A 16,703-nucleotide genomic window follows, 5' to 3' on the forward strand; every position below is an offset into this window, starting at 1 on the left:
GATCGCTGTTCCGGAAAGCGCGAGTGGGGCGGGTCTTTGTCCCCCCCCCCCCCCCCCCCCTCCCCACCGCCGTGGAGGTCAGCCCCGGTGCCGGGGGCCCCGGCCGCCGTCCTCGCCGTCGGCCCAGCGCCTGCCGTCGGGACCCTGGTCGTCCCCGGACCCCTGGCCCTCCCGGTCCTTGTCGCCGATCCCGAGCCCGTCGGCGATCTTGTCGCCCAGGCTCCGGTGTTCGGCGTCGTGGCCCGCGTCCTGGCCTCCCGTGGTCCCGTCGTTGCGGTCCGAGCCCCAGTCGGTCCCCCGCGATTCGGTGCCGCGGGACTGTCCCTGCTCCCAGGAGTCGGGATCGCGGCTGGAGTCCCAGTCGTCCCCGTCGTTCGCGCCCCGGGTGGCGTCCCACGCGGCGCCCCCGCGGCTGGAGTCCCAGGAGTCGGCGCCGCTCCCGCGGCGCGAATCCCAGGCATCGGAGCCCCGGTGGGAGTCCCAGGTCCCGCCGTCGCTGGGGGCGCCACCCGCGGTGGGGCCGCCTGCCGCCCCTGCCCCGGCCGCGGCACCGGCGCCCGATGCGGCGGCGCCGCCGGTCGGACCCGGCGTCTGTCGGGGCCCGGCCCCGGGGTCCCCCGAACCCCGCGGGCCGTCCTGGTCCCCGGCCCGCTCGTCCCTGCCGAAGCGGTCCTGGTCGGGGGCCGCGTCGGCCCCCTCCGCGGAGGCACCGCGCGTTCCGGCGCCGGCCGCAGCCGTGCCGCCCGTTGCTGCCCCGGCGCCCGCTGCACCACCTGCGCCCGCTGCACCACCTGTGCCCGCTGCGGCCGAACCCGGGCGGTCCGTGTCGCCGCGGCCGTCCCGGTCGCGGCGCGCCCCGCGGTCGTCGTCCTTCGGGTTCGGCCGGTCCGGATCGAGGCGGTCCGCCTCGCGGCGCTGCTGGTCGACTTCGCTCCGCGCTCCCTCGGCCTCGTGGCGGAGACCCTGCGCCTCCTGACGGCGCCGGTCGGCGTCGATCTCGGCCTGCTCCGCGTCCAGCTCGGCCTTCCGGGCCGCGACGTCGCGGTCCCGGGCCTCCACGTCGGCGGCGGCGGCGCGCTGCCGGATCTGCTCGGCCTCGGCGCGGTGGCGCTCATCGCGTTCACGCTTCTTCTTCTTGCCCGCCACGGCGGCGATGATGGCGATCACCGCCAAGATGACGACCACCGCGACAACGATCCAAATGATTTGGCTGGTATCCATGGTGGCGAACCTCGCTCCCTGTCGGTTGGACGGTTCTGGGCCAGGCCCATGCGGCTTTGTCTAGCACGGACGGGTGCCGCTGCATAGGGCAGCGGTCCCGCCGACCCCGGCCTGACAGGGAACGACGGGGTCCGCCGCCCTGCGGCCGCCAACGCCCCAGGGCGGACCGGGCAAAGCCGCAGGGCGGGCCGGAACGGTGCTCCGTTCCGGCCCGCCCTGCGGTACGGGTCGGGGCCCTGCGGCCCCGGTCGTGGCTAGTTGGCCGCGGCCTGGCGCTCGGCCGCCTCCACGACGTTGGCGAGCAGCATCGCGCGGGTCATGGGCCCGACGCCGCCCGGGTTGGGCGAGATCCACGACGCGACCTCGCGGGCGGCCGGTTCGACGTCGCCGGTGACCTTGGCCTTGCCGGAGCCGTCGTCGACGCGGGAGACCCCGACGTCGAGCACGATGGCGCCCGGCTTGAGGTCCGCGGCCTTGATCATGTGCGGCTGGCCCGCCGCGGCGATGACGACGTCGGCCCGGCCGAGCAGCTCGGGCAGGTTCTCCGTCCCGGTGTGCGCCAGCGTGACCGTCGCGTTGATGGAGCGGCGGGTCAGCAGCAGGCCGATGGGACGGCCGATCGTCACGCCGCGGCCGACCACGAGCACGTGCTTGCCCTTGAGGTCGATGTCGTGGCGCGTCAGCAACTCCACGCAGCCCTTCGGGGTGCAGGGCAGCGGCGAGGACATCTCCCGGTTCACGTTGGCCACGAGCCGGCCGAGGTTCATCGGGTGCAGCCCGTCCGCGTCCTTGGCCGGGTCCATGGCCTCCAGGACCACGTCCTGGTCGATGTGTTTCGGCAGCGGCAGCTGGACGATGTACCCGGTGCAGGCCGGGTCCTCGTTCAGCTCCCGGACCTTGGCCAGCAGGTCCTCCTGGCTCGTCTCCTCCGGGAGGTCGACGCGGATGGACTCGATCCCCACCTCGGCGCAGTCCTTGTGCTTGCCGCCGACGTACCACTTCGACCCCGGGTCCTCGCCCACGAGGATCGTGCCGAGGCCGGCGCCGACGCCGCGCTCCTTGAGGGCCGCGACCCGTTCGGCGAGTTCCGCCTTGATGGCGGCCGCGGTCGCCTTGCCGTCGAGAATGCGTGCTTCAGTCATTCGCTACCACTTCTCCAGTCCGTCGTAGAGCGGGAAGTCCACGGCCAGCTTCTCGACGCGCGCGCGCAGGGCCGCGGTGTCCGCGGCCTGGCCCTCCTTGAGGGCGGTCGCGATGATGTCGGAGACCTCGGTGAACTCCGCGGCGCCGAAGCCGCGGGTGGCGAGCGCGGGCGTGCCGATGCGCAGGCCGGATGTGACCATCGGCGGGCGGGGGTCGAACGGCACCGAGTTGCGGTTCACGGTGATGCCGATCGAGTGCAGCAGGTCCTCGGCCTGCTGGCCGTCGAGCTCGGAGTCGCGCAGGTCCACCAGGACCAGGTGGACGTCGGTGCCGCCGGTGAGCACGGAGACCCCGCGGCCGGCGACGTCCTCGGCGGTGAGGCGCTCGGCGAGGATCCGGGCGCCCTCGAGGGTGCGCTCCTGGCGCTCGCGGAACTGCTCCGAGGCGGCGATCTTGAAGGCCACGGCCTTGCCGGCGATGGCGTGCATCAGCGGTCCGCCCTGCTGGCCGGGGAAGACGTTGGAGTTGATCTTCTTCGCCATGTCGGCGTCGTTGGTCAGGATGATGCCCGAGCGCGGGCCCGCGAGCGTCTTGTGGACCGTGGAGGTGACGACGTCGGCGTACTCGACCGGGTTCGGGTGCAGTCCTGCGGCGACGAGCCCCGCGAAGTGCGCCATGTCGACCCAGAGCAGGGCGCCGACCTCGTCGGCGATGGAGCGGAACGCGGCGAAGTCCAACTGGCGGGGGTAGGCGGACCAGCCGGCGACGATGACCTGCGGCTTCTCGGCCTTGGCCTGCTCGCGCAGCTTGTCCATGTCGACGCGGAAGGTGTCCGGCTCGACCTCGTAGGCGGCAACCTCGTAGAGCTTCCCGGAGAAGTTCAGGCGCATGCCGTGGGTCAGGTGGCCGCCGTGGGCCAGCGAGAGGCCCAGCATCTTGTCGCCCGGCTTGATCATGGCCGCCAGGGCGGCGGCGTTCGCCGAGGCCCCCGAGTGCGGCTGGACGTTGGCGAACTTGGCGCCGAACAGGGACTTCACGCGCTCGATGGCGAGGTTCTCGGCGACGTCCACGTGCTCGCAGCCGCCGTAGTAGCGGCGGCCGGGGTAGCCCTCGGCGTACTTGTTGGTCAGGACCGAGCCCTGGGCCTCGAGGACCGCGCGCGGGGCGAAGTTCTCGGAGGCGATCATTTCCAGCGTGTCCCGCTGTCGGCCGAGTTCGGCGTCGAGGACCGCTGCGATCTCGGGGTCCAGGTCGGCGAGGGGTTGGTTGGTCACGGGGACGTCACTGCTCAAGGGGCTCTCCTGCGGCGATAGGGACTGCATCATTTCCGAGTCAACTGGGCGGCGCGGCCGCACCACGTGACCGGTGGGCCCAGGCGCGCGGTCCATGGTCGTCGCGGAGTGCCGCTTCCCGGTGGTCATCCACCCAACGCCAGTCGCGACGCGCCCCATCCTACTCGATGCCCCACGGGCGGCGCGGGTAGTGTGACGACGTGGATTCCAGCCAGCGTTTCATCGTGACCCTCTCCTGCACGGACCGTCCCGGGATCGTCCACGCCGTCTCGGGGGCGCTGCTCGAGGCGGGGTGCAACATCCTCGAGTCGCAGCAGTTCGAGAGCCCGGACAGCGGGACGTTCTTCATGCGCGTGCAGGTCGCGACGGCCGCGACGACGGAGCGGCTGCACGCCGTCCTGGACCCGATCGCGGAGCGGTGGGGCATGGAGCTGGCCGTCCACGCGGCGGACCGTCCCCTGCGGGCGCTGCTGATGTGCTCCCGGGACGGGCACGCGCTGAACGACCTGCTCTACGCGCAGCGCGCGGGATCCCTGCCGATCGAGGTCCCGGCGGTCGTGTCCAACCACCCGGACCTCGAGCCGCTGGCGGCGTTCTACGGGGTGCCGTTCGTGCACCTCCCCGTCACGGCGGCGACGAAGCCGGAGGCGGAGGAGCGGCTCCTCGGGCTCGTGGCCGAGCACGACGTGGAGCTCGTCGTGCTCGCCCGCTACATGCAGATCCTCTCCGACGGGCTCTGCCGCGCGCTCAGCGGCCGGGCCATCAACATCCACCATTCGTTCCTGCCCTCGTTCAAGGGCGCGCGCCCGTACCACCAGGCGCACACGCGCGGCGTGAAGCTCATCGGGGCGACGGCGCACTACGTGACGGCGGACCTGGACGAGGGGCCGATCATCGACCAGGAGGTCATCCGGGTCACCCACGCCCACACGACCGAGCAGTTCGTGGCGATGGGCCGGGACGTCGAGGGCCGCACGCTCACGCGCGCCGTGCAGTGGCACGCCGAGCGCCGGGTGCTGCTGGACGGCCAGCGCACCGTCGTCTTCAACTGACGCCCCCGCCCGGCGGGCCCGGGTGGCACGACGGCGGCGCCCCGCCCGGGGCGCCGGGCCGCGGTCAGGCCGTGCGCTCGAGCAGGACGATGGCCTCGTAGTGGCGGGTCTGCGGGAACATGTCCATGACGCGGGCCCGGACCGGCCGCAGCGAGGGCATGGACCGCAGGTCCCGCGCCAGGGAGACGGCGTTGCAGCTGGAGTAGACGAAGTGCCGCACGCCGGAGTCCTCCAGCCATCCGGCCAGGTCCGGGCCGAGCCCCCGCCGGGGCGGGTTGACGACGGCGAGGTCCGGCACCGTGTTGGAGGCCAGCGCGAACGTGGTGGCGTCCCCGGCTTCGAAACGGGTCCCGGCGATGCCCGCGGCGGCGGCGGTCTGGCGGGCGGCGGCGACGGCCTCGGCGGAGAGCTCGATGCCCAGCACCTCGCGCCCCGGCCCCGCGCAGTGCAGCGCGAAGCCCCCGACCCCGCAGTAGAGGTCCCACACGGTCCGCGGCCGTGCCGCGTCGACCCAGTCGGCGGCCTGCCGGTACAGCGCCGCCGCGACCTCGGAGTTGGTCTGGAAGAAGCCCTGGGGCCGAAGCCGGAAGCCGAGCCCGTTCAGCTCCATGGTCAGCTCGCGCTGCTCCGTCAGCGGGATCTCGGTGTCGCCCTCGAGGACGGCCTTGTGCTCGGGCTGCAGGTTGGCCGAGGCCACCTCGAGGCGGGGCAGGCGCTCGAGCAGTCCCGGCAGGTGCCGGCGCAGCGCGGGCAACTGGTCCCGGCTGCGCAGCACGAAGCGGACCATGAGGGCGCCGTCGGGGGCCTCGGTGACGAGCAGGTACTTGAGTTCACCGCGGCGGGCCGCGACGTCGTAGGGCTCGAGCCGGGCGACGCGGATGAAGTGGCCGAGCACGCGCAGCGCCTCGAGGATCCCCGGCGGGCACAACCCGCAGCGGCGCAGGTCCACGCCGTGGCCGTCCGCATCCAGGATGCCGATGGTCGGCCGGCGCCACGACCCGGAGACCACCATCTTGGCCTTGTTGCGGAAGCCGGACTCGGCGCCCGCGAAGGGCCGGAGCCACTCGATGCCCGGGTGGTCGGCCAGCAGCTGGCGGCAGTGGGCGTCCTTGGCGGCCACCTGCTCGGCGTGGGGTTCGCCCATGAGGGTGCACGAACGGCACCGGCCGGCATCGAAGTAGGCGCACTGCATCCGTCCAATTCTACGGCCGCCCCGGAACCCGCGCCGCCACCGGCCGGGCGCCTCCGGCCCCCGGGGACCGCGCCGGTTAAGGTGGTCGCATGGCCCACATCATCACCATCGACGGCAAGACGCCGCAGCTCGCAGACACCGCATTCGCCGCTCCGACCGCCACGCTCTCCGGGGACGTCGTGCTCGGGGACCGCGCCAGCGCCTTCTACGGCGTGTCCGTGCGCGGCGACTCGGACGCCATCCGCGTGGGGGCGCGGACCAACCTGCAGGACAACGCGGTCCTCCACGCGGACACGGGCGTCCCCTGCACCATCGGGGAGGGCGTGTCGGTCGGGCACTCCGCCGTCGTCCACGGCAGCACCGTGGGCGACGGCTGCCTGATCGGGATGTCCGCGACCGTGATGAACGGCTCCGTGATCGGGGCGGAGTCGCTGGTCGCGGCCGGCGCGCTCGTGCTCGAGGGCATGGAGGTCCCGCCGCGCTCCCTCGTGGCCGGCGTCCCCGCGAAGGTGCGCCGCGAGCTGACGGACGAGGAGGTCGCCGGCCTGCGCCGGAATGCGGAGACGTACCTGGTCCTCGCCGAGAAGCACCGCCAGGCCACCGCCTAGCGGCGGCCCTGCGCCGCCCGCAGCCGCAGGCACACCCCACGCACAACAACGGCCCCCGCTCCGAGGAGCGGGGGCCGTTTCCCGTTGTCGGGGGGTCCGACCCGTTCCACCGGACCCCCTGACGTGCGATCAACCCACAAGACAATCATAGCCCACTGTTTACGCGGCTCGTCAACCCGTTGCCTCCATTCGTGTTTTCAGGGGCCGGGCCCGGCGCGTTGCCCGCCCGATCGGCCCCGTGGAATGCTGGCGCCATGACCGGTCTCATCGCCACCCCGCCCTGCGCCCTCCCCGGCGCGCCCTCCCCCATCCGGGCCACGGGGCGCACCCTCAACTGGGGCATTGTGGGGACCGGTCGCATCGCGCGGCTCGTCGCCGGGGACCTCGCCCTGCTGGAGGACGCGCGGATCCTGGCCGTCAGCTCGCGGGACGCCGGCCGGGCCGCGGGTTTCGCGCGGGACTTCGGTGTCGCCCGCAGCTACCACGACGGCGCGCAAGGGCGCGGATTCCGGGAGCTGTTCGCGGACCCCGACGTCGACGTCGTCTACATCGCGACCCCGCACGGGCAGCACTACGAGATCGCGCGCGAGGCGCTCGAGGCGGGCAAGAACGTCCTGTGCGAGAAGGCCCTGACCATCAACGCCGCCGAGGCCGTCGAACTCGCGGCCCTCGCCGAGTCCCGGGACCTGTTCCTCATGGAGGCCGTCTGGACCCGGTTCCTCCCTGCCGTCCACCGCGTCCTGGGGCTGGTGGCCGACGGCGCCGTCGGCGACGTCGCGTGGCTGCGCGCCGACCTCGGCTTCCCGGCCCCCGCCGACCCCTCCTCCCGGCTCTGGTCCCCGGAGGCCGGCGGCGGCGCCCTGCTGGACCTGGCCGTCTACCCGCTGACGTGGGCGCTGGGGATCCTCGGGTTCCCCCAGCAGGCGCAGGCGGCCGGCGACCTCAACGACGCCGGCGTCGACCCCCAGGAATCGATCACGCTGACCTACGCCGGCGGGCGGCAGGCCCAGCTGATGTGCAGCCTGCTCGGCTCGGGTCCCCGGGAGGCCATCATCAGCGGCAGCGACGGCTGGGTCCGGGTCCACAACCCGATGCACAACCCCGCGGCGTTCGAGCTGCACCCGGCCGCCGGCGGCCCGCGGACCGAGGAGTTCATCCCGGTGGGGCGGAACTACACGTACGAGCTGCGGGAGACGACCCGCTGCATCCAGGCGGGCGTGACGGAGAGCCCGACCATGCCCCTGGAGGACACCGTCGCCACGATGCGGCTGTTCGACGGGCTGCGCAACCAGCTGGGCCTCGTCTACGCCAACGACCGCCGCAGATAGCCCGGCCCCGGCAGCGTGTACACCCCCGGCGGACCGGCGCTAGGGTTCGGGCCATGGGAGACGAAGTCAGCAGCCGTTCGTTCACGCGCGAACAGCGCACGCGCTACCGCCAGCGCCTCCAGGCCAACCTCGAGGCCTTCGGCACGTACCTCGACACCGCCCGCTTCGAGGACACCGGGAGCATCGGGATCGAGCTCGAGCTGAACCTCGCGGACCAGCGGGACTTCTCCCCCGCGCTGCGCAACGCCGCGGTCCTGGAGCAGATCGCCGACGACGCGTTCCAGACCGAGCTCGGGGCGTTCAACATCGAGCTGAACCACCCCGCCCTGGACATCGCCGGCCGCGGGCTGGAGGAGCTCGAGGAGAGCCTGCGCTCGCAATTGAACCGCGCCGACCGGCGGGCGGAGAACGCCGGGGCGGGGATCATGATGGTCGGCATCCTGCCGACGCTGCGCCAGGAGCTCGTCAAGGACCCGGGCTGGATCAGCGCCGGGAAGCGCTACGCCGCACTCAACGAGTCGGTCCTGCTGGCCCGCGGCGAGGACGTGCTCATCGACATCGCCGGGCGCGAACGGCTCACGTTCTACGCCGAGAACCTGGCGCCGGAGGCGGCCTGCACGTCGGTGCAGCTGCACCTGCAGGTCTCCCCGGAGGACTTCGCGCCGGCCTGGAACGCCGCGCAGGCGATCGCCGGACCGCAGGTGGCCCTGGCCGCGAACTCGCCCGTGTTCATGGAGAAGGTCCTCTGGCACGAGTCGCGGATCCAGGTCTTCAAGCAGGCGCTCGACACGCGGCCCCCGGAGATGCGCAACCAGGGCGTGCGGCCGCGCGTGTGGTTCGGGGAGAACTGGATCACCTCGATCTTCGACCTGTTCGAGGAGAACGTCGACTACTTCCCCGCGCTGCTTCCGGAGCTGGCGGGCGACCCGGCCGAGACGACCGTCGGCGGCGCCCCGCGGCTGCACGAGCTGCGCCTGCACAACGGCACGGTCTACCGCTGGAACCGCCCCATCTACGACCCCGGCGAGCGGATGCCCAATCTCAGGCTGGAGAACCGCCTGCTTCCGGCGGGCCCGACGGTCGTGGACACCGTCGCCAACGCGGCGTTCTTCTACGGGATGCTGCGGCGGCTCCGCGGAGCGGCCCGCCCGCTGTGGTCGCGCATGTCCTTCGCGACGGCGCGCGAGAACTTCCGTTCCTGCGCGCGCTACGGCCTCGCAGCCCGGGTGCACTGGCCCGGGCTCGGGGAGGTGCCGGTGGCCCGGCTCGTCGTCGACCGGCTGCTGCCGATGGCTGCCGAGGGGCTGGCGGACCTGGGGGTCGACGGCGGCGTCGCGGAACGCTACCTCGACGTCCTGCGGGAGCGGGCCGCCACGGGGCAGAACGGCGCCGCCTGGCAGATCGCCGCGCTGGACCGCCTCCAGGGGGCCGGCCACGACCGCCGGGCCGCGCTGCACGAGATGGCCCGGCACTACTCCGAGCGCATGCACTCGGCGGGCCCGGTGAACGGCTGGTCGCTGCCCTAGCGGCGGCGCCAGTAGGCCGCCAGCACGGCCCCGGACACGTTGTGCCACACGGAGAACACGGCGCCGGGCAGCGCCGCCTCGGGCGCGAAGTACTGCTTGGCCAGGCCGGCCGCGAGCCCGGAGTTCTGCATGCCGACCTCGATGGCGACGGTGCGCCGCGACGGCACCGGCAGCCGGAAGGCCCGCGCCACGGCGAATCCCAGCAGGTACCCGCCGGCGTTGTGGAGGACGACGGCCAGCAGGATCAGCGCGCCCGCCCCGACGATGGCGTCCGCGCTGCCGGCGACGACGACCACGACGACCAGGGTGATGGCCGCGACCGACACCCACGGCAGGGCCGGCAGGACCCGGCGGACCAGGCCCGGCGCCGTCCTGCGCAGCAGCAGGCCGGCGACGACGGGCACCAGGACGATCTGGACGATGCTCCACGCCATCGCGCCGGCGTCGACCGGCAGGTACTGCCCGGCCAGCGCCAGGCAGAGCACCGGGGTCAGCAGCGGCGCGAGCAGCGTGGACACGCTGGTCATGGCCACCGAGAGCGCCACGTCGCCCCGGGCCAGGTAGGCGACCACGTTCGAGGCGGTCCCGCCCGGGGCGCAGCCGACCAGGATGACGCCGGCGGCGAGGGCCGGGGGCAGCTGCAGCAGCGTCGCCACCCCGAGCCCGAGCAGCGGCATGGCCGCGTACTGCGCCGCCACCCCCGCCGCCACGGGCAGCGGGCGCCTGGCCACCAGGGCGAAGTCGGGCGGGGTCAGGGTCAGTCCCATGCCGAACATGATGACCATGAGGCCGGGGTTGATCAGCGGCGACCACCCCTCGAAGACCCCGGGCGCGGCCAGGGCGGCCGCCCCTCCCGCCACGATCAGCAGCGGGAAGAGCGTGACGGCGATCCCGGCCCCCCGGTCCGCGGGACCCGGGGCGGCCGGCGCGACGGCGTCGGCCGGGCGCGGTGATGCGGGGCGGTGTTCGTGGTCGGGCATGCGCACCATCGTGCCACCCGGCCGGCGCCCGGCGCGCCACCCCGGCGCGGCGTCCGCCGTCGTCCACCGGGTCCCAGTCGTCCGTCCCGCCCCGGTCCCGGAACGCGCCACGGCCCCGGAACGCGCCACGGCCCGCCCCGCGAGGCGGGACGGGCCGTGGCCGGGGACGGGCCGGCTACTTGGCCAGGCCGTCGACGATCGCGTTGAACGTCGCCGAGGGGCGCATGACCTCGGTCGCCTTGGCGGAGTCGGGGCGGTAGTAGCCGCCCAGCTCCACGGGCTGGCCCTGCACGGCCAGCAGCTCGGCGACGATCTTCTCCTCGCCGGAGGTCAGGGCCTCGGCGACCGGCTTGAGGGCGGCGGCCAGCTCGGCGTCCTGCTCCTGGTTGGCCAGTTCCTGGGCCCAGAACTTGGCCAGGTGGAAGTGGCTGCCGCGGTTGTCGATCTCGCCGACCTTCCGCGACGGGGACTTGTTCTCCAGCAGGAACGTGGCCGTGGCCGCGTCCAGCGCGTCCGCGAGGACCTGGGCGCGGGCGTTGCCGTCCTTCTGCGCCAGGTGCTCGAGCGACACGGCCAGCGCCAGGAACTCGCCCAGCGAGTCCCAGCGCAGGTGGTTCTCGGCCACCAGCTGCTGGACGTGCTTCGGGGCGGAGCCGCCGGCGCCCGTCTCGAACAGGCCGCCGCCGTTGATCAGCGGGACGATCGAGAGCATCTTCGCGGAGGTGCCCAGCTCGAGGATCGGGAACAGGTCCGTCAGGTAGTCGCGCAGGACGTTGCCGGTCACGGAGATCGTGTCCTCGCCGCGGCGGATCCGGTCGATCGAGTACTTCGTCGCGTCGACGGGGCTCATGATCTCGATGGTCAGGCCCTCGGTGTCGTGCTCGCCGAGGTACTCGTTGACCTTCTTGATCAGCTGCGCGTCGTGGGCGCGGGCCTCGTCGAGCCAGAAGACGGCCGGGGAGCCGGTCTCGCGGGCGCGGTTCACGGCCAGCTTGACCCAGTCGCGCACCGGCACGTCCTTGGTCTGGCAGGCGCGCCAGATGTCGCCGGCGGACACGGCGTGCTCGATGAGCACGCCGCCCTTGGAGTCCAGGACCTGGACGGTGCCGGACTCGGCGAGCTCGTAGGTCTTGTCGTGGCTGCCGTACTCCTCGGCCTTCTGCGCCATGAGGCCGACGTTGGGGACGGTGCCCATCGTGGTCGGGTCGAAGGCGCCGTTGGCCCGGCAGTCGTCGATGACGACCTGGTAGATGCCGGAGTAGGACGAGTCGGGCAGCACGGCCAGCGTGTCGTGCTCCTGGCCGTCCGGGCCCCACATGTGGCCAGAGGTGCGGATCATGGCCGGCATGGACGCGTCGACGATGACGTCGGAGGGGACGTGCAGGTTCGTGATGCCCTTGTCCGAGTCGACCATCGCCAGCTCCGGGCCCTCGGCCAGGGCCTTGTCGATGAGCTTCTGGACGCCGTCGCGCACGTCCGTCGGCAGCTCGTCGAGGCCGCCGAGGATCGAGGCCAGCCCGTTGTTCGGGGACAGGCCCGCGGCGGCGAGGTTGTCGCCGTAGGTGTCGAACAGCTCGGAGAAGTAGGCGCGGACGACGCGGCCGAAGATGATCGGGTCGGAGACCTTCATCATGGTGGCCTTCAGGTGGGTCGAGAAGAGGACGCCCTCCTCCTTGGCGCGCGCCACCTGGGCGGCCAGGAACTCGTCCAGCGCGGCCACGCGCAGGACGGTGCCGTCGACGACCTCGCCGGCCAGGACCGGGAGCGACTTCTTGAGGACCTGGACGGAGCCGTCCTCGCGCACCAGCTGGATGGTCAGCTCGTCGTCGGCGGCCAGGGTGACGGACTTCTCGTTGGAGCGGAAGTCGTCGGCGCCCATCGTGGCGACGTTGGTCTTGGAGTCCTTGCTCCACTCGCCCATGCGGTGCGGGTTCTTGCGGGCGTACGCCTTGACCGCCTTCGGCGCGCGGCGGTCCGAGTTGCCCTCGCGCAGGACCGGGTTCACGGCGGAGCCCTTGACCTTGTCGTAGCGGGCCTTGATGTCCGTCTCCTCGTCGGAGGACGGGCTGTCCGGGTAGTCCGGCAGCGCGTAGCCGGCGGCCTGGAGCTCGGCGACGGCGGCCTTGAGCTGCGGCATCGACGCGGAGATGTTCGGCAGCTTGATGATGTTGGCCTCGGGCGTCTTGGCCAGCTCGCCCAGCTCGGCGAGGGCGTCGCCCGTGCGCTGCTCCTCGGTCAGGTAGTCGCCGAAGACGGCGAGGATGCGGCCGGCGAGCGAGATGTCCCGCGTCTCGACCTCCACACCCGCCGTCGAGGCGAAGGCCTCCACGATCGGCAGGAACGAATGCGTCGCCAGCATGGGCGCTTCGTCGGTGTGGGTATAGATGATCTTGGACATGGGTGAGGCATCTCCCTGGTGTTGCGGGTGTCCACTCTGCGGTGGGGTTGGACTCAACGGGTCAAACTTACCCGAGGTGTGCGCCCGGACGCCGGTCGGCGACGGAACGCGACGGCGGCCCGGCCGGTCTGCCGGCCGGGCCGCGGCGGCTCTAGTGGAAGAAGTGGCGGGATCCGGTGAAGTACATCGTGATCCCGGCGGCGCGGGCCGCCTCGACGACCTCCTCGTCGCGGACGGACCCGCCCGGCTGGACCACGGCCTTCACGCCGGCCTCGACGAGGATCCCCAGCCCGTCGGCGAACGGGAAGAACGCGTCGGAGGCGGCGACGGCGCCGCGGGCGCGCTCGGGCGCGCCGGCGGAGGAGACGTTCTCCGCCCCTCCCGCGGCGTCGGCCCCGCCGTCGACCGCCACGCCCAGCGTGTTGGCGCGCTCGACCGCCAGGCGGCAGGAGTCGAGGCGGTTGACCTGGCCCATGCCGATCCCGACGGCGGCGCCGCCGGAGGCAAGCAGGATCGCGTTCGACTTGGCCGCGCGCACGGCCCGCCACGCGAACGCCAGGTCCGCGAGCGTCGCCTCGTCGGCGGCCTCGCCGGCGGCGAGCGTCCAGGTCGCGGGGGCGTCGCCGTCCGCGTCGATCCGGTCGGAGGCCTGGAGCAGCATGCCGCCGGAGACCTGCTTGTACTCGATCGAGTCGCGGGTGAACCCCGCGGGCAGGGCGAGCAGGCGGATGTTCTTCTTCGCGGAGAGCACCTCGACCGCCTCCGGCTCGAAGGACGGCGCGACGACGACCTCGGTGAAGATGCCCTTGACCGTCTCGGCCATGGCCTTCGTCACGGGCCGGTTCGCCGCGATGACGCCGCCGAAGGCGGAGACCGGGTCCGTGGCGTGGGCCTTGGCGTGCGCGTCGGCGATCGGGTCGGCCGCTCCGGGGGTGGCGACGGCGACGCCGCACGGGTTGGCGTGCTTGACGACCGCGACGGCGGGCTCGTCGAAGTCGAACGCGGCGCGCACGGCGGCGTCGGCGTCGACGTAGTTGTTGAAGCTCATGGCCTTGCCGTGCAGCTGCTCGGCCTGGGCGATGCCCGGCGCGGCCCCGGCCTCGGCGTACAGGGCGGCGGGCTGGTGCGGGTTCTCGCCGTAGCGCAGGGACTCGCTGCGCTCCAGCGCCAGGCCCGCGTACGGCGGGAACGCGGGCACGTCGGCGGCGCCGGCGTCGTCCCCGAACTGCGCGGCGGTCCACTTCGCGACGGCGGTGTCGTAGGCGGCGGTGTGGGCGAACGCCAGCGAGGCCAGGCGGCGGCGCGACTTCAGGTCGAACCCGCCGGTCTGGGCCGCGTCGACGACGTCCCCGTAGCGGTCCGGGTCCACGACGACGGCGACCGACGGGTGGTTCTTGGCCGCGGCGCGGACCATCGACGGCCCGCCGATGTCGATCTGCTCGACGACGGCGTCCTGGCCGGCGCCGGAGCGGACCGTGTCCACGAACGGGTAGAGGTTCACGACGACGAGGTCGAACGGCTCGACCTCGAGCTCGGCGAGCTGGCGGACGTGGTCCGGCAGGCGGCGGTCCGCGAGGATGCCGGCGTGCACGCGCGGGTGCAGGGTCTTGACGCGGCCGTCGAGGCACTCGGGGAAGCCCGTCAGGTCGGAGACCTCCGTGACGGGAACACCGGCCGCGGCGATGCGCGACGCCGTCGACCCCGTGGAGACGATCGAGACGCCGGCCCCGTGCAGTCCGCGGGCGAGCTCCTCCAGCCCGGTCTTGTCGTAGACGGAGATCAGGGCCCGGCGGATCGGCACGCGGTCGAGGACGGTTTCGGTCACGGTTGCTCCCATGCAGGTCGGTGGTGGGGATCGCGGCCATTCTACGCGGCACGCGCAGTGGGGCCCGGCCCGTCCCCCAAGGGAACGGACCGGGCCCCGTGTTCGCGGTGCCCGCTCCCTGTCCTACTCGCTGGAGGAGGCCTCCGACATGCCGGACGAGGCTTCCGGCGCCGGATCGGTCACCATCTCGCCGTCGGGGCGCACGACGTACCAGACGTCGTTGACGCCCTGGCCCAGGACGTCGCCCTCGGCCTTGTCCTGGAAGAAGTAGTACAGCGGCATCCCGTTGAGGGTCAGGTGCTTCTGCCCGTCCGGCGAGTCGATGGTGCCGACCTCGCCGGTGACGTCCTCCGACACCATCGGCTCGTCGCCGGCAGCGACCGCGATCGGCCACGCCTCGAGGCACTCGCCCGTGCACGCGCTGGTGTCCGTGCCCTCCTCGTCCTGCGTGAAGTAGTACAGGGTCATCCCCGCGCCGTCGGTCACGATGGTGCCGAGCTCGGTCTCCCGCGTGGCCAGGTCGACGTCCTCCTCGGCGGCGGTGCCGGATTCGGTCGCGGACTCGGTGGCGGTCGCCGTCGTCTCCACAGCGGCGGACGACGTCGCGGCTTCGCCGTCCCCGGCGTCCCCGCCGTCTCCCCCCGAGCATCCGGCGAGGAACAAGGCCACTGCGGCCACCGCAGCGGCGCGGCGGATGGTGCTGGTGCTGGTGCGCATGGGTCGTGCCTTCCACTGTCGCGGGCCGGTCGCGGCACCGGCGGTGGCACGGCGCCCCCGGCCCTTGCCCCATGAGACGCACCCCACACGCATTTGGTTCACCGCGGGTCGAATCCGGCGCGCACCGCTTTCCCCTTGAACCTTTTTCCACGCCCGTGCGTCTACCGTTCGCAGGAGCGGACCTCTCGACCGGCCGGGCACCCCCGGCCCGCCGGCGCGGGTCCCGGACACACGGAGGGAGGTTCGGTCGTGCCCCTGGACGAGGAGACGGTGGAGGCGATCTACCACGACCACGCCGAGGCGCTGCGGCGCTTCGTGTGGCGGACCACGCGGGACCCCGCGGCCGTCGAGGACATCGTCCAGGAGACGGTGATGCGCGCGTGGCGGGCCGCGCCGGAGGTGACGGGCAGCCTGCGGGCGTACCTGTACCGCACGGCGCGGAGCGTCGCCATCGACAAGGCCCGCCGCGAGGGGGTCCGGCCGCACGCGGCCGGCGGCGACGCCCTGCTGACCGTCGAGGACCGGACGCGGCAGATCGACAACCTGCTGAGCCGGGTCCTGGTCGAGGAGGCCCTGTCCAGGCTCAGCTCGGACCACCGGGACGTCGTGCTCGCCCTGCACTACCACGGGTACACCGTGGCACAGACGGCCGAGCGGCTGGGGGTGCCGGCGGGCACCGTCAAGTCGCGGGCCCACTACGCGCTGCGCGCCCTGCGCGCGGTGTTCGAGGAGATGGGAGTGGAACAGTGAACACGGGCCACGATCGCGGCGGGACCCACCCGCTGCTGGGGGCGTACGTGCTGGGGGGACTCGATGCCCGTGAAGAGGAAGAATTCCAAGGCCACGTCGCCCGGTGCGGCGAGTGCGCGCGCGAGCTGGAGGAACTGCGGGGCCTGCCTGTCCTGCTGGACCGGGTCCCGCCCGCGGACGCGGAGGCACTGAGCAGCACGTCGCTGGCCGGGACGGAGCGCCTGCTCGCCCGGGTGAGGAGGGCCCGGATGGACCGGCGGCGGTGGGGGTTCGCGCTGGCCGCGGGCCTGCTGGTCCTCGGTGCCGCCGGGGGCGTCGGCGTCGGCGCGTCCGTGGTGCCCGAGGCGCCGCCGCCGTCGTCCGACGCCGCCCGGACCGTCGCCCTCGAGTCCTCGCGCGGCGTCGCGGCCGAGGTGGACCTGATGCGCAGGGCCTGGGGCACGCAGGTGGAACTGCGGGCCTCCGACCTGCCGCGGGACGGCGTGCTGTCCCTCTGGGTCGTCGACTACGCGGGCAAGGCCGAGCGCGCCGGCGCGTGGTCCGCGACCCCGACGGGGAAGTCCTCGGTGATCGGCGCCGTGCCGTGGCAGGTCCAGGGCATCGGCGCGGTCCAGGTGCGGGACGGCTCGGGCGCGGTGCTCGCCTCCGCCGCCTGGACCGGGAACGCGTAG

At 73.3% G+C, this 16,703-nt stretch carries 14 protein-coding genes and 1 riboswitch; of the genes, 6 read left to right on the top strand and 8 right to left on the bottom strand.

Annotated features, from left to right (window positions below):
* Nucleotides 1-78: 78 nt before the first annotated feature.
* From AC1Q5D_RS05505 to glyA, 3 genes are all read right to left on the bottom strand, one after another.
* Nucleotides 79-1,221 (bottom strand): hypothetical protein, encoded by a 1,143-nt coding sequence (locus AC1Q5D_RS05505; protein ID WP_481737568.1) that lies wholly within the window; start codon nt 1,219-1,221, stop codon nt 79-81.
* A gap of 254 nt (nt 1,222-1,475) precedes the next feature.
* On the bottom strand, nt 1,476-2,363 hold the full coding sequence (locus tag AC1Q5D_RS05510; protein ID WP_481737569.1) for a bifunctional methylenetetrahydrofolate dehydrogenase/methenyltetrahydrofolate cyclohydrolase: 888 nt from the start codon (nt 2,361-2,363) through the stop codon (nt 1,476-1,478).
* Between the two features lie 3 nt (nt 2,364-2,366).
* A complete protein-coding gene (glyA, locus tag AC1Q5D_RS05515) occupies nt 2,367-3,686 on the bottom strand; it encodes a serine hydroxymethyltransferase (protein WP_481737718.1) in 1,320 nt (439 codons plus the stop codon).
* Between the two features lie 40 nt (nt 3,687-3,726).
* A riboswitch (ZMP/ZTP riboswitch) is annotated at nt 3,727-3,813 on the bottom strand.
* A gap of 43 nt (nt 3,814-3,856) precedes the next feature.
* On the opposite strand from glyA, the gene purU reads away from it, so the two are divergent.
* Entirely contained in the window at nt 3,857-4,708 is an 852-nt protein-coding gene (gene purU, locus AC1Q5D_RS05520) for a formyltetrahydrofolate deformylase (RefSeq protein ID WP_481737570.1), read from the top strand.
* Between the two features lie 64 nt (nt 4,709-4,772).
* On the opposite strand, the gene rlmC is transcribed toward purU, so the two are convergent.
* Nucleotides 4,773-5,900: a 23S rRNA (uracil(747)-C(5))-methyltransferase RlmC gene (gene rlmC / locus AC1Q5D_RS05525; protein WP_481737571.1), complete on the bottom strand. Its 1,128-nt coding sequence runs from the start codon at nt 5,898-5,900 to the stop codon at nt 4,773-4,775.
* A gap of 89 nt (nt 5,901-5,989) precedes the next feature.
* On the opposite strand from rlmC, the gene AC1Q5D_RS05530 reads away from it, so the two are divergent.
* The 3 genes from AC1Q5D_RS05530 to AC1Q5D_RS05540 all read left to right on the top strand — a co-directional run bounded on the left by AC1Q5D_RS05530 (nt 5,990) and on the right by AC1Q5D_RS05540 (nt 9,362).
* The gene (locus tag AC1Q5D_RS05530; protein WP_481737572.1) at nt 5,990-6,508 is read left to right on the top strand and encodes a gamma carbonic anhydrase family protein; all 519 of its coding nucleotides are present in this window, start codon (nt 5,990-5,992) and stop codon (nt 6,506-6,508) included.
* A gap of 254 nt (nt 6,509-6,762) precedes the next feature.
* A complete protein-coding gene (locus AC1Q5D_RS05535) occupies nt 6,763-7,836 on the top strand; it encodes a Gfo/Idh/MocA family protein (protein WP_481737573.1) in 1,074 nt (357 codons plus the stop codon).
* A 53-nt stretch (nt 7,837-7,889) separates the two neighbouring features.
* Nucleotides 7,890-9,362 (top strand): glutamate-cysteine ligase family protein, encoded by a 1,473-nt coding sequence (locus AC1Q5D_RS05540; protein WP_481737574.1) that lies wholly within the window; start codon nt 7,890-7,892, stop codon nt 9,360-9,362.
* Here AC1Q5D_RS05540 and AC1Q5D_RS05545 read toward each other — a convergent pair.
* The 4 genes from AC1Q5D_RS05545 to AC1Q5D_RS05560 all read right to left on the bottom strand — a co-directional run bounded on the left by AC1Q5D_RS05545 (nt 9,359) and on the right by AC1Q5D_RS05560 (nt 15,282).
* The gene (locus AC1Q5D_RS05545) at nt 9,359-10,342 is read right to left on the bottom strand and encodes a bile acid:sodium symporter family protein (RefSeq protein WP_481737575.1); all 984 of its coding nucleotides are present in this window, start codon (nt 10,340-10,342) and stop codon (nt 9,359-9,361) included. The genes AC1Q5D_RS05540 and AC1Q5D_RS05545 overlap by 4 nt on opposite strands.
* A gap of 175 nt (nt 10,343-10,517) precedes the next feature.
* Entirely contained in the window at nt 10,518-12,740 is a 2,223-nt protein-coding gene (locus tag AC1Q5D_RS05550; protein WP_481737576.1) for an NADP-dependent isocitrate dehydrogenase, read from the bottom strand.
* A gap of 151 nt (nt 12,741-12,891) precedes the next feature.
* On the bottom strand, nt 12,892-14,577 hold the full coding sequence (gene purH / locus AC1Q5D_RS05555; protein ID WP_481737577.1) for a bifunctional phosphoribosylaminoimidazolecarboxamide formyltransferase/IMP cyclohydrolase: 1,686 nt from the start codon (nt 14,575-14,577) through the stop codon (nt 12,892-12,894).
* 111 nt (nt 14,578-14,688) lie between these two features.
* Nucleotides 14,689-15,282, bottom strand: coding sequence for a COG4315 family predicted lipoprotein (locus tag AC1Q5D_RS05560; RefSeq protein WP_481737578.1), 594 nt, complete (start codon nt 15,280-15,282; stop codon nt 14,689-14,691).
* Between the two features lie 249 nt (nt 15,283-15,531).
* Here AC1Q5D_RS05560 and AC1Q5D_RS05565 point away from each other — a divergent pair, with 249 nt between their 5' ends.
* Both AC1Q5D_RS05565 and AC1Q5D_RS05570 read left to right on the top strand, forming a co-directional pair.
* On the top strand, nt 15,532-16,032 hold the full coding sequence (locus tag AC1Q5D_RS05565) for a sigma-70 family RNA polymerase sigma factor (RefSeq protein ID WP_481737579.1): 501 nt from the start codon (nt 15,532-15,534) through the stop codon (nt 16,030-16,032).
* Nucleotides 16,029-16,703: an anti-sigma factor family protein gene (locus tag AC1Q5D_RS05570; RefSeq protein ID WP_481737580.1), complete on the top strand. Its 675-nt coding sequence runs from the start codon at nt 16,029-16,031 to the stop codon at nt 16,701-16,703. The genes AC1Q5D_RS05565 and AC1Q5D_RS05570 overlap by 4 nt, the downstream gene beginning before the upstream one ends.

The sequence above is a fragment of the Arthrobacter paludis genome, assembly GCF_056782315.1.

Excerpts from the sequence above, each read along its gene's own strand:
- AC1Q5D_RS05560 (WP_481737578.1), bottom strand. The coding sequence starts at position 15,282 with ATGCGCACCAGCACCAGCACCATCCGCCGCGCCGCTGCGGTGGCCGCA.
- rlmC (WP_481737571.1), bottom strand. The coding sequence starts at position 5,900 with ATGCAGTGCGCCTACTTCGATGCCGGCCGGTGCCGTTCGTGCACCCTC.
- glyA (WP_481737718.1), bottom strand. The coding sequence starts at position 3,686 with ATGCAGTCCCTATCGCCGCAGGAGAGCCCCTTGAGCAGTGACGTCCCC.
- AC1Q5D_RS05535 (WP_481737573.1), top strand. The coding sequence starts at position 6,763 with ATGACCGGTCTCATCGCCACCCCGCCCTGCGCCCTCCCCGGCGCGCCC.
- AC1Q5D_RS05545 (WP_481737575.1), bottom strand. The coding sequence starts at position 10,342 with ATGCCCGACCACGAACACCGCCCCGCATCACCGCGCCCGGCCGACGCC.
- AC1Q5D_RS05510 (WP_481737569.1), bottom strand. The coding sequence starts at position 2,363 with ATGACTGAAGCACGCATTCTCGACGGCAAGGCGACCGCGGCCGCCATC.
- purH (WP_481737577.1), bottom strand. The coding sequence starts at position 14,577 with ATGGGAGCAACCGTGACCGAAACCGTCCTCGACCGCGTGCCGATCCGC.
- AC1Q5D_RS05505 (WP_481737568.1), bottom strand. The coding sequence starts at position 1,221 with ATGGATACCAGCCAAATCATTTGGATCGTTGTCGCGGTGGTCGTCATC.
- AC1Q5D_RS05530 (WP_481737572.1), top strand. The coding sequence starts at position 5,990 with ATGGCCCACATCATCACCATCGACGGCAAGACGCCGCAGCTCGCAGAC.
- AC1Q5D_RS05550 (WP_481737576.1), bottom strand. The coding sequence starts at position 12,740 with ATGTCCAAGATCATCTATACCCACACCGACGAAGCGCCCATGCTGGCG.
- AC1Q5D_RS05540 (WP_481737574.1), top strand. The coding sequence starts at position 7,890 with ATGGGAGACGAAGTCAGCAGCCGTTCGTTCACGCGCGAACAGCGCACG.